Source organism: Kitasatospora griseola (genome assembly GCF_044999035.1).
In the GTDB taxonomy this organism is placed as follows: domain Bacteria; phylum Actinomycetota; class Actinomycetes; order Streptomycetales; family Streptomycetaceae; genus Kitasatospora; species Kitasatospora griseola.
This window is the reverse complement of sequence record NZ_CP173360.1, coordinates 1-13,815: the sequence shown is the minus strand read 5'-3', so window position 1 is coordinate 13,815 and position 13,815 is coordinate 1. Positions and strand designations below refer to the sequence as shown.

The 13,815-nt window shown below is 71.3% G+C and carries 17 protein-coding genes and 2 pseudogenes; 10 read left to right on the top strand and 9 right to left on the bottom strand.

Annotated features, from left to right (window positions below; translation table 11 throughout):
• Nucleotides 1–151: 151 nt before the first annotated feature.
• Together ACI1MP_RS00095 and ACI1MP_RS00090 are read right to left on the bottom strand one after the other, a co-directional pair.
• Nucleotides 152–679 carry a transposase gene (locus ACI1MP_RS00095; protein ID WP_404867266.1) on the bottom strand — a complete coding sequence of 176 codons (528 nt, stop codon included), beginning with the start codon at nt 677–679 and terminating at the stop codon, nt 152–154.
• Complete coding sequence (locus ACI1MP_RS00090) at nt 676–1,215, bottom strand: winged helix-turn-helix domain-containing protein (RefSeq protein WP_404867265.1); 540 nt, start codon at nt 1,213–1,215, stop codon at nt 676–678. Before ACI1MP_RS00090 ends, ACI1MP_RS00095 begins: the two co-directional genes overlap by 4 nt.
• A gap of 160 nt (nt 1,216–1,375) precedes the next feature.
• Between ACI1MP_RS00090 and ACI1MP_RS00085 the strand changes: the two genes are divergently transcribed.
• From ACI1MP_RS00085 to ACI1MP_RS00065, 5 genes and pseudogenes are all read left to right on the top strand, one after another.
• On the top strand, nt 1,376–1,915 hold the full coding sequence (locus tag ACI1MP_RS00085) for a winged helix-turn-helix domain-containing protein (protein ID WP_404867264.1): 540 nt from the start codon (nt 1,376–1,378) through the stop codon (nt 1,913–1,915).
• On the top strand, nt 1,840–2,439 hold the full coding sequence (locus ACI1MP_RS00080) for a transposase (RefSeq protein ID WP_404867263.1): 600 nt from the start codon (nt 1,840–1,842) through the stop codon (nt 2,437–2,439). The genes ACI1MP_RS00085 and ACI1MP_RS00080 overlap by 76 nt, the downstream gene beginning before the upstream one ends.
• Before the next feature lie 78 nt (nt 2,440–2,517).
• Nucleotides 2,518–3,885: a hypothetical protein gene (locus ACI1MP_RS00075; protein ID WP_404867262.1), complete on the top strand. Its 1,368-nt coding sequence runs from the start codon at nt 2,518–2,520 to the stop codon at nt 3,883–3,885.
• Nucleotides 3,886–4,014: 129 nt separating this feature from the next.
• Nucleotides 4,015–4,641, top strand: a pseudogene (locus tag ACI1MP_RS00070) (transposase); the annotation flags it as partial.
• A gap of 189 nt (nt 4,642–4,830) precedes the next feature.
• Entirely contained in the window at nt 4,831–5,319 is a 489-nt protein-coding gene (locus ACI1MP_RS00065) for a hypothetical protein (RefSeq protein ID WP_404870740.1), read from the top strand.
• A 121-nt stretch (nt 5,320–5,440) separates the two neighbouring features.
• Here ACI1MP_RS00065 and ACI1MP_RS00060 read toward each other — a convergent pair whose 3' ends face one another.
• The gene (locus tag ACI1MP_RS00060; protein ID WP_404867261.1) at nt 5,441–6,190 is read right to left on the bottom strand and encodes a hypothetical protein; all 750 of its coding nucleotides are present in this window, start codon (nt 6,188–6,190) and stop codon (nt 5,441–5,443) included.
• A 204-nt stretch (nt 6,191–6,394) separates the two neighbouring features.
• Here ACI1MP_RS00060 and ACI1MP_RS00055 point away from each other — a divergent pair, with 204 nt between their 5' ends.
• Nucleotides 6,395–6,814 carry a hypothetical protein gene (locus ACI1MP_RS00055; protein WP_404867260.1) on the top strand — a complete coding sequence of 140 codons (420 nt, stop codon included), beginning with the start codon at nt 6,395–6,397 and terminating at the stop codon, nt 6,812–6,814.
• A gap of 112 nt (nt 6,815–6,926) precedes the next feature.
• Nucleotides 6,927–7,451: a hypothetical protein gene (locus ACI1MP_RS00050; protein WP_404867259.1), complete on the top strand. Its 525-nt coding sequence runs from the start codon at nt 6,927–6,929 to the stop codon at nt 7,449–7,451.
• A 70-nt stretch (nt 7,452–7,521) separates the two neighbouring features.
• Here the strand turns inward: ACI1MP_RS00050 and ACI1MP_RS00045 are convergent, their stop codons facing one another.
• Nucleotides 7,522–7,956: a hypothetical protein gene (locus ACI1MP_RS00045; RefSeq protein ID WP_404867258.1), complete on the bottom strand. Its 435-nt coding sequence runs from the start codon at nt 7,954–7,956 to the stop codon at nt 7,522–7,524.
• A 68-nt stretch (nt 7,957–8,024) separates the two neighbouring features.
• Nucleotides 8,025–8,345, bottom strand: a complete 321-nt coding sequence (locus ACI1MP_RS00040; RefSeq protein ID WP_404867257.1) for a hypothetical protein — start codon at nt 8,343–8,345, stop codon at nt 8,025–8,027.
• Between the two features lie 79 nt (nt 8,346–8,424).
• Here ACI1MP_RS00040 and ACI1MP_RS00035 point away from each other — a divergent pair, with 79 nt between their 5' ends.
• Nucleotides 8,425–8,955 carry a hypothetical protein gene (locus tag ACI1MP_RS00035; RefSeq protein ID WP_404867256.1) on the top strand — a complete coding sequence of 177 codons (531 nt, stop codon included), beginning with the start codon at nt 8,425–8,427 and terminating at the stop codon, nt 8,953–8,955.
• 672 nt (nt 8,956–9,627) lie between these two features.
• On the opposite strand, the gene ACI1MP_RS00030 is transcribed toward ACI1MP_RS00035, so the two are convergent.
• The 4 genes from ACI1MP_RS00030 to ACI1MP_RS00015 form a co-directional block, all read right to left on the bottom strand.
• Nucleotides 9,628–9,984, bottom strand: coding sequence for a hypothetical protein (locus ACI1MP_RS00030; protein ID WP_404867255.1), 357 nt, complete (start codon nt 9,982–9,984; stop codon nt 9,628–9,630).
• Nucleotides 9,985–10,072: 88 nt separating this feature from the next.
• Nucleotides 10,073–10,378, bottom strand: a complete 306-nt coding sequence (locus tag ACI1MP_RS00025) for a hypothetical protein (RefSeq protein ID WP_404867254.1) — start codon at nt 10,376–10,378, stop codon at nt 10,073–10,075.
• 24 nt (nt 10,379–10,402) lie between these two features.
• Complete coding sequence (locus ACI1MP_RS00020) at nt 10,403–10,684, bottom strand: hypothetical protein (RefSeq protein WP_404867253.1); 282 nt, start codon at nt 10,682–10,684, stop codon at nt 10,403–10,405.
• Between the two features lie 108 nt (nt 10,685–10,792).
• Complete coding sequence (locus ACI1MP_RS00015; protein ID WP_404867252.1) at nt 10,793–10,933, bottom strand: hypothetical protein; 141 nt, start codon at nt 10,931–10,933, stop codon at nt 10,793–10,795.
• Between the two features lie 631 nt (nt 10,934–11,564).
• Here ACI1MP_RS00015 and ACI1MP_RS00010 point away from each other — a divergent pair.
• The gene (locus ACI1MP_RS00010; protein ID WP_404867251.1) at nt 11,565–12,617 is read left to right on the top strand and encodes a hypothetical protein; all 1,053 of its coding nucleotides are present in this window, start codon (nt 11,565–11,567) and stop codon (nt 12,615–12,617) included.
• 493 nt (nt 12,618–13,110) lie between these two features.
• Nucleotides 13,111–13,815, top strand: a pseudogene (locus ACI1MP_RS00005) (hypothetical protein); the annotation flags it as partial.

The following is a 13,815-nucleotide window of genomic DNA, read 5'->3' as shown; positions in this document are numbered from 1 at the left end:
GCATTCCCATGCGGGATTTCCTCGCGTTCCAATTTGAATCACCGCACGGAAATATGCCCACACCACCCGCCCGCCCGTGAACCACCCATCCGCTCGGACTCGTTTCCACAGGAATTCTCCGTCGCTACTGAACTTGATTGGGTGATGTCGGTCAGCCGTCCATGATCAGGCCGGTGCCGACGAGGCAGCCGTCGACGAGGTCGGGGTGGTGCTGGATCTGTTTGAGCCGGTGCTTCACGGCTCGGGTGATCTGGCCGAGGTCGGCGGCGGCGAGGTTGCCGATGTCGCGTTTGACCAGCGACCAGATGCCCTCCTGTGGGTTGAGGTCCGGCGCGTAGGTGGGCAGCTGGAACACGGTGAGCCAGTCGGAGTTCGCGGCGATGAACTCCCGCAGCGGCTTGGTCAGGTGGAGGCGGACGTTGTCCCAGACCAGTACGATCGGGCCGCCGAGCTGGATCCGGGCGCGGACGATCAGGTCCCGGAAGTCGCGCCAGCCGAAGCCCTTCGGCTCGTCCTTGCGGCCCCGGTACTCGCGAATGCGGTAGATCAGCCGGGACCGTTCGCCGGGTTTGTAGCAGGTCATGCCCGCCATCGACACCCGGCCGGAACCCCGCCCCCGGACTCGAACGACGGGGGTCCGGCCGATCCGGCCCCATGTCCTGGCGCGCGGCGGCGTCATCGACTGCCCTGCTTCGTCCTCGAAGACGATCCAGGCTCCGAGGGCCGCCGCACAGCTTTTACCCGCGGCCAGGTCTCCTTCTTCCACACCTCGACCGCCGCGTCGTCGCGCTCGATCGCCCGGCGGGCGGGCTGCTGCCACGACCAGCCGTGCCGCTTGAGTAACTGCCACGTGCCCTCGACCGTGTAGGAAACGTGGAACAGTCGGCCGATCAGCGTCTTGATCCGCGCGAGCGTCCACCGCTGATCCGCCCAGCCGTGGGCGAGCGGGCCACGCTCCAACTCCCTCTCCAGCCTGGCAATCTGGTCCGGGCCGAGTCTCGGGCGGCCTGGTGAGCCCTTCGACTGGAGGCCGGCCTCGCCCCGCTCGCGCCAGGACCGGCGCCACCGCTCGACCGACCGCTCGCTCACCCGCAGCGCGACAGCGATCTCCCGGTTCTTCTGCCCGCCCTCGAAGCGTTCCACGGCCTGCAGCCGGATCCGCTCCCGCGCGGCCCTCTCGGCGTCGGTCAGCCCGCCGCCCTGCGCGTACCTCACGAACCCAGAGCTACCGGAGCCCACCCACCACTGTCAGGCGAACGGCTCCGACATCACCCAATCAAGTTCAGTACTGAAGTTGAATGTGTGATGTCGCTCGGACGGGTGAAGCAGTAGCGTTCGTCTGCCGGTGGAGGGCCGAGCCCGGTAGTCGTGTGCTGTGAGGTATGCACAGGGCGGCGGTTTGACCGACGCGGAGAGGGCCGCACGGGAGCGGATCCGGCAGCAGGCCGTGTCGCGCTTCGAGAGTGGTGAGAAGAGTCGGGAGATCGCGGCCGCGCTGCGGGTGAGTGTGCGGTCGGTGGAGCGCTGGCGCCGGCAGTGGCGCGAGGGCGGTTCGGCGGGTGTCGCTTCGAAGGGCTCGCCCGGTCGTCCGAAGCTGTCCGATGCCCAGATCGCGCGGTTGGAGCGGGAGTTGGAGCGTGGGCCGCTGGCTCACGGCTGGGCTGACCAGCGGTGGACGCTGGCACGGGTGAAGACGTTGATCGGCTGGCTGTTCCACGTCTCCTACACCGTGGAGGGCACCTGGGTCCTGCTGAAGCAGCACGGCTGGTCCTGGCAGCAGCCGGCCCGCCGGGCGATCGAACGCGACGACGCGGCGGTGGAGTTGTGGAAGAAGGACACGTGGCCGCGGGTAAAAGCACCGCGGCGGCCCGCGACGCCTGGCTCGTCTTCGAGGACGAAGCCGGGCAGTCGATGAGGCCGCCGCGCGCCAGGACCTGGGGCAGACTCGGCTGCACCCCCGTCGTGCGGGTGCGTAGCCGGGGAGCCGGCCGGGTCTCCATGGCGGGGCTGAGCTGCTACAAGCCCGGTCAGCGGTCCCGGATGTTCTACAGTTTCCACGTCTACCGGGGTCGCAAGGGCGAGAAGAAGGGCCTGACCTGGCAGGACTACCGGGACCTGCTGATCCGCGCGCACATCCAGCTCGGCGGCCCGATCGTGCTCGTGTGGGACAACCTCCGTGCCCACCTGATGCCGCCGATGCAGGAGTTCGTCCGGGCGAGCAAGGACTGGCTGACCGTCTTCCAACTCCCGTCGTACGCACCGGACCTCAACCCGCAGGAGGGAATCTGGTCGCTGGTCAAGCGCACCATCGCCAACCTCGCCGCCGCCGACCTCGACCAACTCGCCCGCACCGTCAAGCGCAGCATGAAGAAGATCCAGTACCGCCCGCACCTTATCGACGGATGCCTCGCCGCCACCGGCCTGATCATGGACGGCTGACCACCCTCCAGGCCGACATCACAAATTCAAGTTCAGTACTCACGGCACGGTCGCGACGATGAATCCACGGTGGGTCCGGTGCGCGCCGCCCTCGCCGACGCCGCCGACCCGTGGGCCGCCGCCACCGCGACGGAGCGGGCCGTAGTGGAGGAGCTGCTCGCCGCCGCCGCAGCGGACGGCGGCCGGGCGGAGGCCGACGGAGCCCTGGCCGTCCTCGCGCAGCGCCATCCCTGGGCGGTGCAGCGGCCGGTGCCCGTCGCCCGCCCGGCCGAGGCCGCGTCGGCGGCCCCGCCTACGATGCCGATCATGGAGACGGATACCTCCGCGCGGAGGAGTGAGGACAGCCCGGGGCGTACCTGCCGGGGCTGCGGCAAGCCGCTGCCCCCGCACACCGGCCGGGGCCGGCCGAAGAAGTCGTGCAACCGGGCCTGCGAGTCGAAGGCGTACCGGCGCACCGCCGCCGAGCGCCGGCATGACGCCCTGGCCGCCGCCCTTGTTCCTCCTCGCGGAGGTAATGACGGTGCGCCCCAGGACGGCCCGGAGCGGGGCAGCGCCCAGCGCCGGGAGCTGCTGGAGCTGGCCGCCCGGGTGCAGCGCCTCGCCGCCGGCTACCTGGAGCGGATCGACGCCGCCGCCGCCCGGACCGGCGACGATGCGAACGGGGTGGAGGCGCTGCGCCTGCTGGAGACCGGCCTCACCGCCCTGAGCGGCCGCATGCTGCGCCTGGGCCGCACCATCTGCTACGAGACCCTGTACGGGGACGGCGACTGGTCTCCGGCGGCGGGGATGCCCGCCCGGCAGCAGGCGCCCGCCGCCCCGGCCGAAGCGGCCCTTGTTCCTTCTCGCGGAGGTAGTGACGGCGGCGGGGGCGGTTCCGATGGTCGAACAGGCCCGCGCGGAGATAGTGCGCCCACCCCTCCGCGGCCTCCCGCCGACCGGCCGCAGCCCCTTCCCGGCCCGGTGCCCGCCCCGTCCGGCGGAGCCGACCTCACTCCTCCGCGCGGAGGTATTCAGGACGGCCGCGGCCCGGCCCCGATACCCCCGCGCGGAGATTCAGAGGCCGCTGCACCGGCCGCACCCGCCCCCGCACAGAGCGCTGCACCGCAACCGCAGCGCGACGCCCCCGCCGACGGCCAGCCGCGCCTCGCCCTCGCTGCGCAGCGCACCGTCCCCTTCCCCGCCGACCTCGGCGAGCCGGACCTGAGCCAGTCCTTCGGCGCCCTGACCGCCCACGCCTGGCGCGGCCGGACCGGCCTGGTCGCCCTCCACCGCGGCGGGCAGCGGATCGGCTGGGTCCAGCAGGGACTGCCCGACCTGCCCGGCTGGGCCGCCCTGGTCGACGGCCGCCTCGTCCTCGATGCCATCGACCGCGAACCCCTGCTCGCCACCGACGCGCAACCCGCGGCCGACCTGCTCGTCCTGGCCCTGCGGCAGGGCCTGATCTGACCCGCCCGGCCCCGGCCGCACCGCGGCACGGCCGGGGCCGGCTACCTGTCTCCATCTGTCTCCACCTGTGTCATCTGTGTCATGACACAGGTGTTTCCCCAGGTAGGAGCATCGCGCGACACGACCTGTCTCCATCTTGCTGGTCGCACGCGCGGCATCGACGCCGAGGCTGAACGCCTGCGCGACGTCCTCCGTGCCGAGCGGGCCCGCCACCCCGGACTCGTCGAAGCCGCCCTCGGCCAACAGCTCCTCGCCCTGCTGGGGCAGCTCGGCGCCGCCTGCCGGGCCGCCGACGACCTCGCCGACGCCGTCGAAGAAGCCTTCCGCGAGCACCCGGACGCCGGGATCTACCTCAGCTTCCCCGGCCTCGGCGTCCAGCTCGCCGCTCGACTCCTTGCGGAGATCGGCGACGACCCGACGCGCTTCGCCGACGCACGCGGCCTCAAGGCATACGCCGGATCGGCCCCGATCACCCGGGCCTCCGGCAAGAAGAGCTACGTTGGTCGGCGCATGGTCAAGAACAACCGGCTTCTACACGCCGGCTTCCTCTGGGCCTTCTCCGCGCTCCGCACCTCGCCCGGCGCCGACGCCCACTACCGCCGCCGACGCGAGAAAGGGGACTGGCACGCCGCTGCCCAGCGCAACCTCCTGAACCGCCTCCTCGGACAGCTCTACCACTGCCTCCAGGGCCGCCTGGCCTTCGAACACGACGCCTTCGCCTCCGCTGTCATGCCCGCGATCCCGGCCGCCGCCTGACGGCCCCGGCCCGGAGCCCTGCCTGCCGTGGAGGGACGGGGTGGCCTGGGGTCGGCGGAACCGGGGGCTACCCGGCCGGGCCGCGGACCGCCTTGGGGCGCGGTCCGCCGTGATCGCGGGGGTGCCTCTATGGGGTTCGTCAAGGAAATCGGGCTGCGTGCGGGTGGGCTGGCCGGGCAGCATGGCGGGATGCCGGATCTGATGTGGGACGACGTCAGGAATTTCTTCGATCCTGACCTGATGGGTGCTCTGCCCGACGTGTGCGTGGAAGGGGCCACGGTCGAGGACTGGCAGGCGGTGTTCGACCTGGTCCGGTCGAGCGGATGGGCGTGGGAGTATCTGGAGGGTGGCGTCGCAGGTCCGCTGCCTTCTGCGGTGGAGGTGCTGGCGCGGCCCGCTGATGCGGTGACGGTCGATCTGCGGGTCTGGCCGGCCCCGGACGTGCTGGCGGTCTTCCGCCCGTGGTCTGCCGACGAGATTGACTTCGACGTTGACCTCCGCGAACTTCAGGACCAGGCAGGGGTGGACATCCTGTGCGGGTTCCTGGCCGCGGTCGGTCGTCGGCTGGGCAAGCAGGTGGTCATGACGGCCGAAGGCGACTACGGGCACCCGGTTCTCGGGTTCGATCCCGCGGCCGACCGCGTGGTAGCGATCCGGCACGTCGCCGGCGGCCTGTAGACCTGCTCCCCGGTTCCGCTTGCCCCCTTGGCACCCTGAGATGTCTGTGTCCAGGTGACCCGTCTCATCGAAGTTTGACTAGTCTCAGTGAAGTTTGACTGGGCGCCGTTCTCCCGGTTTGTCAGGCTCCCCAGCGGGTGACGACGGCTTCCGCAATGTCGAAGGGAGTGCGGCAGTCCGCGCATTGGGCCGTGCCGAAGACGTAGGTCAGTTTGTGCGCGAGGTCGGGGTGGCCGTCGGCGAGAATGCGCTTGTGCAGTCGACCGGCCAAGCCCTGGAGCGCTGATGGGTCCCGCGGTCGGAGGGGGAGCTGCTTGGCAGTGGTTTGAACCATGTACAGGTAGTCGGTGGTCGAGAAGTAGCCGTGCTCGCCGAAGACGATCGAGTTCTCGGTCTCGCACGCGGGGCAGGGCAGTTCGTACTCCTCACCGTTGAGGCCGTCGATCTGTTCGCCCCAGACCTCGACGCCCTCGAAGCTGAGCAGCGTCCCCAGGAGCGAGACGTAGTCGCGTGGGTCTTCGGCCAGCCCGGGATCCCGCAGGGCTTCCTCGGTGAGTTCCCGCATCGCGGCGATCTCCGCGGAGCAGGACACGTAGGGGTCCTCCCCGCCGTCGGGCCGGTCGGTACTGGCGACGATGGCACCGGCCAGGTAGAGCGGCTGCCGCCGCTCTGCCGGCGACCAGCGCCGGGCCGCGTCGGCCAGGGCCGGGAGCGCCGCGTAGCTGGCCGAGAAGACCGCGCCTTGGTGGCACAGCGCCGACCAAAGCCTGTTCCAGCAGGAGTTGTCCGGGTCCGGGCTCATGGCGTCGAGGAGCGCGGGGATGTCCTGGGCGGTGCCGTACGCGTGCCTGAGCTGGGACCAGTCCGTCATGCAGCGAATTCAAGCACCCAAGTGAGACGAGTTCCGAACAGTCAGACTTCGGCGAGACAGGAAGCTCAGCTTCTTGACAAGCGCCATTGGGAAGTCTGTCTCCCGGCAAGCGGGCTGACCCGTCTCAACGAACTTTGACGGCGTCTCATCGAAGTTTGACCGGTGCTGCCAGTGGCAGGAAGCAGGCTGCGCATTCTCAGCTCCGTGCCCCGCCATCCGAAGAAGCCCCGCCAACTGGTTGCCGACGGGCGCGTGTACCTGTGGACCCGTCGACACAACCACCGCCCCCTGCCGGATGGCCGGTCCTCGGACTGCCGCGAGACCCTCACCCTGCACCCGCAGCCGCTCGGCAGCGGCGGTCCGCTGCGCATCGTCTTCGCCGAAGGCCCCGGCCGGTATGTCCCAGGCGGCTTCCCCACGGGATCGGGGGACGTCGGCCACGTCCGGGGCAGCTCCCTCAACCTGCACGAACCCGGCACAGTCCGGGCTCTGCTCGACGCGGCGATCGCCCGCGGGTGGCAGCCCCAGGAGCCACTGGCGGTGGAGATCGACGGCTGGTCCCTGCTGGAGGCAGCAGCCTCCGCGCGGAGTCAAAGTTCGCTGAGACTCGTCAATCTTCGCTGAGACGGGTCACGGGCTGACCCGTCTCAGCGACCTTTGGCGGATCTCAGCGAAGTTTGGCCGTTGGGTGCCTGGGCCAGGTGTCCATCAGCGGTCAACGGCCGGAGGGGGAGCCATGGACGGTGCGATCTGGGGAACGATTGGTGCTTTGGGGGGTGCTGCCCTCACGGCTGCCGCGGGTTACTTGGGGCCAGCACGGGCAGGCCACGCTGAGCGGAGGCGACAAGCCGACGAACGACAGCGTGAGCAAAAGACCGGGGAACTTGAGCGGCTCATCGCGATTCGTTCCGCATACCGGGCTTGGGAGGACTACCTGGAGCAGACAGCCTCCTCGTATCGGGCCCTGCATGAGACCGAGGAAACGGTCCGCGAACGCATCTCCGAGCTTCGTGCAGCCGCCCAGAGCGCCACCGACGCGGCAATGCGAGACGGATGGTGGATCGGATCGCACCATATGCCCTTTGAGCTCGCATCATTGGCGGTTCAGCGTCTGGTTGCTGGCCGCACCTCAACGAGTCCCCGCTCGAAGCTCGACGAGATGCGGCGTACGAGGGAGGCGCTGAACAAGAACATCCTTGAGCGCCTTGCCAGCCTCATTGATGGCGTTGCCGTGACTCGGGTGTTCCCGCCCAGCGAATAGCGTCAGTCAGTCAGAGTCAGGGTCATCTGGCAAAGGACAGCTGACCCGTCTCATCGAGCTTTGACAAGTCTCAGGGAAGTTTGACCGGTTGGTACAGCTGCTCGTCATGGCTGATGCACAGGAGATGGTCGGCGTACTGCCAGGCGATGCTGTGCCTGCTCAGCGCCCATGCTTCGGACCCGTTCCGGGCCTTCTCCACCCAGCTCCGGAGCTCGGGCAGTGCCTGCTCGCGCAGGATCTGACGGGCGGCGGCCCGCTCACCGCCCGGGACGGGGCCGACGGTGATCCAGACACTCGACCACCAGTCGGGAGGGAGGCCGGCGCCGTAGTTCGAGCCGATCGGCGGCGTCCAGTCGGCCTTGAGGAGAGTCCCGTCCGTCCAGCGGTGGTCGAAGAAGCTGAGCTGGAGGGCCTGGGAGGGCGTCTCACCGAGGGCGGAGGAGATGTCCGTCGAGGTGAGCGGCCACGACAGGTGCCGCGGCAGGCGGCGGTTACGAGCTGGCACGCGCACGAGGATCGCAGACGGCCCGGTCAGGGCTCCAGGGTATTTCGGCCCAGCCCCGCAGACCCCGGTCAAACTCCGGTGAGACTCGTCAAAGTTCGATGAGACGGGACACCCGCCCCAGAGCTCCCGGCGGCGGCACGCAGCCGCTCCACCACCGCGTCGACCGCCTCGCGGGCCTGCGGGTCCGGATGGCCGGCCAGCAGACCGAGCAGCTCCACGGCCGCGTTCACCACCGCCACCGGCACCTCGACCGCCTCCAGCTGCAGCAGCCGCGCGACCACGCGCCGGCCGGTCGCGGCGGCGACCGGGTCGACGTCCGCGGCGCCGTCGGTGGGGATCAGGGAGGCCAGCCCGGTGCCGAGCACCCGGGCGGGGGAGGAGGAGCTCACCCTCGTTCAACCGACCCCGGGCCGCCGAGGTCACTGCCCGCCCGGGTGACCCGGCCGGCGGTGCGGTCGTTGACCGGGGGTGAGCACCGGACAGCGTGCCCGGATCGAGCGGGCGACCACCGCGGCCGCCACGGCGGCGGGCGAGCTGCTGAACGCCGTCCTCGACGCCGACGAGCTCCCGGCCGCCGACGCCGTCGCCGTCCTGGAGGTGCTCGCCACCCTCACCGCCACGCTCCAGCAGTGCGGCCCCCGCGCCCTGGCCCTGCTCGCCCCGACCCACGGCGCCCTCGCCGAAGTGCGCCGGCTGCTGCTCGCCGAAGCCGACCTCGACCGCCCCGCCGCGACTGGATCCGGCGCCGACCGCGGCGGCCGGGCCCGCTCCCGCCGCCCGGCGACCGGACCGGATACGGCCGAGGGCTGGGCCGAACGAGGGGAGATGGCCATCGCCGAGCGGGTCTGGTTCTACGACCGCGACACCACCGAGGCCGGGCAGGCGGAGCGCGCGGTGTTCATGGCGCTGCCCATCGCGGCCAAGCGCGAGGCCCTGCACCGCCGGGGTACCGCGCCCTGGCCGCAGATCCTTGCCGAGCTCACCGCCCGCCACGCCTGACCCCCTCCGCCTTCGGGAGACAGATCACCGAGGGGCGGAGACAGGTGGAGATAGATCATCAGCAACCTGTCTTCCGGACGTCCTATTTGCCCCGGAACATCTGTTTTGTCTGTGTCATCGACCCCCCGTTCTGCCTGATGGGGGCGTCTACAGGCCCGACCTGTCTCCACCTGTGTCTAGCTGCGGCTGACCTTTGACAGGCGGCCCTGACCGTTTGCCACCCGACCTTGACCACCGCCAGGTTCCTGCCACTCGATCCTGACCGGCGGGTGGGTACATGTACCGGTGTGAGCACCTCGAACAGCGCCTCAGCGAAGCGTTCGGCGAGCAGGTCTGGCGCGAGGTGGGCATCGGCGGCCCGGACGACACCGAGCAGCTCAAGGCTCGGATCACCAGGCTCGAACAGCAGGCGGTCGACCTGGAGCTGAAGCTTCAGGAACGCGGCGACGACCTCGCCGCCAACCGCGAGCTCATGGCCCAGCTCAACCGCCGGGCCGACTGCGCGCCCGCACCGCCCGGGTGGGCACCGGCGGACCGGGCAACCGTGATCAGGGGCCTGTCAGCGGGTCTCGGAGCTGGACCGGCTGCAGCGTCGTGGACCGGTGCGGGTGTCGGGGCCGCAGACGCACCGGTCCGACGCTCGTACGAGCGGCTGCCTGAGCACTCCGGGGCTCACCCGAGCTGGTCGGCTCCAGCAATGAATCCCTGCTGTACCTGATCCATGCCCCCGACCGGCTGGAACAGGGTGGGCTGCCACAGGAAGTCGACCGGCTGGTAGAACCGGGTCCGCGTCACCAGCGCGTAGCTGCGGGCGAGTTCCCCGAGCACCTTGGCCGCCTGCTCCGGGTCCAGGCCGGCGACGGACTGCGCCTGCTGGCCGATGGCGTTCAGCAGCCGATCGCGGGCCTCGGCCGCAGCGGGTGCCTCCGGCGGCAGGTCGGCGGTGGCGAACGCCCCCGGCGGCACGGTGATCGGCGCCGGGCCCTTGCTGTTTTCGGTGGTCTGCTGTGCTGTCGTGTTGTCAGGCATGGTCTCTCCCAAGGGCTTTGAGACGTTGATTACTGCTGCCTGGGCAACCTATCCAGCGAGCCGCACCGTCACGCGGCGTTCAAGCCGGTTACTCCGAACGGGTTTTCAGCGTCGGCTGTCGCCCGGGAGCGAACAGGCCGACGATCCCCGCCGGCCCGCGTTCGGCCACCAGCACCACCTCGACCCCGCCCGGCCCGTTCAGTGGGAGGTCGAGGCGATCGACCCCGCCGAGCTCCGGCGCCTGGTGCTTGCCGCCGTCGAACCGCACATCGACAGCGCTGTACTTGTCGCCCGGATCGCCGAAGAGGAACGCCAGCGCGCCCAATTGTGAGAGCTCACCGACCAGGCGATCCGTCCCCTCGACATCGGAGCCTGAACGGGCGGTCAAACTCACCTGTCAATCCGTCAGGGTCGCCTGTCAAAGATCACGGGCGGCCCGGCCGGAGGCCACTGCGGCGGCCAGCGCGGGCACCTCACGCTCCGGGGTGCCGTCACCGCCCACCGCCGTCGGCATCGCCGCCGCCAGCGCGACCCGCTCGCCGGCCGACAGCACCGGGAGGCCCTCGGCGCAGCAGCTGCCGGTGACGACGTCGGCCGCCAGGTCGTACGCCAGCTCCCCCGTCAGCACCCCTCTGCCGCCCGGTACCGCCTCTGGGCCGCACGCCCGCTCCACCGCGTCGGCGGCCCGCTCCAGCACCACCCGGTGCCCGTGCTCCGCCTGCCGTCCGGCGAGCTTGCGTACTCACCCGGCACCCCGCCGGCCCGCCTCCGCCGCCTCGGCGAGCAACACGTTCAGCGCGTGCTGCTTCTACTGTTCCTGGTCCTCGCCGTCGGCGGCCTGCTCGGTCGGCAGGAAGGTCGTGTTCGTCATGCCCGGCCAACTCGACGGAGGCAGGGAAGGGCACGGGCGGCCGGTGAGTTCCGCCCCGAGCGCCGGCGAGTTTCGCACCGCCCGAACTCCCCGTCGCAGGTCAGCGTGTACGGGCGCGCAACGTACTCCTGCGCATCGCCCCACCTCCGCACCCGGTGAGTTTCACTGCGAATCGCCGAGACGCCTCACCAAGGTTGGAGATTCGCCCCGCACCAACCTTGCCATCGCAGGTCAGGGCACTGCGATGGCATGCGCAGTCGTCAGCCGGCCTTGCGCAGCACCCGGTCCGCCGCCCGCACTCCGCACCCGTACCGGCCGCCGTTCCGCTCCGCAGTCGCACCTCGGCCCACCCTGCCCCGCGCATGCGCAATCCCCGCCCCGCGCATGCGCAGAGCCGGATTGCGCAGCCCTGCGCAGAGCGTTGCGCAGCGGACCTGGTGCTGCGCAACGCTCTGCGCAGGGCTGCGCCGCCGGTCGCCGCTGCACTGTGCAGCATGCCCGCCCGGACCGCCGTCTTCACATGCTGCACACACCCCGGTCGGCGCTGCACTCTGCCCGCCGCGCCCCAGCCACCAAGGTCCGGGATTCGCCCCACCAAGGCTCGGGATTCGCCCCCGCGCCCCGGCACCAAGGTTCGGGTTACGCCCCATCAAGGTATGTGGGGCGAAACTCCGGACGGCCGCTGACCTGGGCAGCTACCATCCCCGGCATGGACAGCGCCCCGCAGCCCACCTCGACCGACCAGCCGACCGACGGCGCGCCCGCGGCCCGGAAGTGCGCCCGGACCGGCTGCGAGACGCCCCTCCCGCCGTCCCGCACCCGGCCGCGGACCTACTGCTCCCGTGCCTGCCGCAGCAAGGTCGACCACGCCAAGGCCAAGGCCAAGAAGGCAGCGGCGGAAGCCGCGGTGCCGCCGCCCGCCCCCGCCCCGGTGCCCGCCGCCGGGCAGCCCGCCGCGCCCGCCGCGCCGGTGGTCAGCACCGGGGCCGCCGACGGCGAGCGCTGGGGCGAGGACGGCCAGCGCCTCCTGGGCACCGCCGACGCGCTGCGCCGCAAGCTCACCAACTACCTGCTGGACATCGAGGCCGGCGCCGACCCGGCCGCCGCGTTCAAGGCGCTGGCCGACCTGCTGCCCTCCTACAGCACCCGCCTCTATCGGACCGCCGAGGAGATCCGGGACAAGGCCCGCTGGCCCGACGCCGACCAGGACGAGCGCGTCCGCCGCCGCATGATGGAGCGCATCGACCGGTGGGGCGACGCCGATCCGGACGACCAGGACGAGCAGTTCGACCAGTACGACGACGTCCTCGACCCCGACGACCAGGCCGACGAGCAGCAGCCCGTCCAAGCCTCGCTGGCCAGCACCGCCCAGGCCCGGCCGGGCACACCCGCCACGCTCCGCCAGCGGCCCGCGGGCCCGCTGGCGGTGCCCCAGGAGCCGTACCTGCGGAACCTGGGCAAGTTCGACCGGATCCGCGACGCCAGCCGCCTGATGGACCAGCACGGCTGGGACCTCGCCGGCTGGACCCGCGCGCCCAGCGTCTACTACGTCCGCCGGCTCGGCCGCGCACTCGCCTGGATCGAGTACGGCGTCGGCGGCCGGGACGGCTGGGTGGTCGTGGTCGACGACGGCTTCGTCGCGAACCCCGCCGACCGCACCCAGCCGCTGCTCCTCGACTCCGACAGCGCCGCCGCCTTGGTCGTGCGCCAAGCCCTGGAGCAAGGGCTGATCGACGCCGACGCCGCCCCGGCCCGCACCTGACCGGCTGCCGCCCTCCAACGGGTCCGGCAGCGCCCTGGAGCACTGCCGGGAGGCGTGCGCGGCACTCGAATCGGGTAGCTTGCCGGAGAAGGCCGGGAACGCCCCGCAGACGGCCTCACAGGCCCCGGTGAGTTTCCCCGGAGCGCCTACGGTTCCCCCTCCAACTCCCCGACATGTTCCCCGACCAACTCCCCGACCACCACCTAACGGCCCAGAGGGGCTGTTTCCGCAGGTCAGTGCCCGAATTCGAGGCCGAGAGAAACCTCGACAACCCCTCTGTGTCCTTGTCTTTGGTAGTTGGCGGTCTGGGAGCGTGCGGGGTTTGCGCGCTCCCGGGCCGCTGGGGCCCTTCTCTCTTGGCCGAGTGGCCTGCCCGCTCTGGCGATCGGGCGGGGTGGGGGGAGGGCGGGAGGGCGGCGGCCGGGGCGGGTTGTCGGTGCCGTGAGGTATCGAGAAGGCCAGATAGATCACCACCAGCGGGGGAGCGGCCACGATGACCGACGACCAGCCGGACGGCACCAGCCCAACCACCACGACCACGACCAAGCCGCCGAAGGAGCGCACCGCGTTCGTCCGAGCGAAGGCCTACCCCAACGGCTCCACCGGCCCGCTGCGCCACAGCATCCTGCGGGTGCTCGGCGTGCTGAAGGTCGCCACCGTCAAGCAGGTCTGGCTCCTGGCCCAGCCCGACCACGAGCAGCCGAACACGGTCGCCTCGGGCCTGCGGGACCTGGAGAAGAACAAGCTCACCGAGAAGCGCGGCAGCACCTCCGGCCTCACCACCGACCCGGACCCGGACGACGCCGCCACCGCGCCTTCCGCGCCGAAGCCGAAGCCGAAGCCGAAGCGCAAGCCTGTCCGCCCGCCCGGCTCGGGAGCCAAGATCTGGGGACTGACCGACCTCGGCCTGGACGCCGCGAAGTCCACCCTGCCTTCCTCCCGCAAGGCCGGCGGCCGCGCCCGCTCGGTCGGCCGCGCCACCGGCGCCCCCCACGCCATGACCGTCAACGACACCATCGTCGCCTTCACCAGCCCCGCCACCCCCGGCGACCCGATCGGCACCATCGCCGACTGGACCACCGAAGCCCCCTTCCCCCTGCCCGGCGACCGCACCCAGTTCGCCGACGCCGTTCTCACCGCCCCCGCCCACGGCGTCCCGCTGCTCCTGGTCGAGGTCGACCTCCACAACGAGACCCCG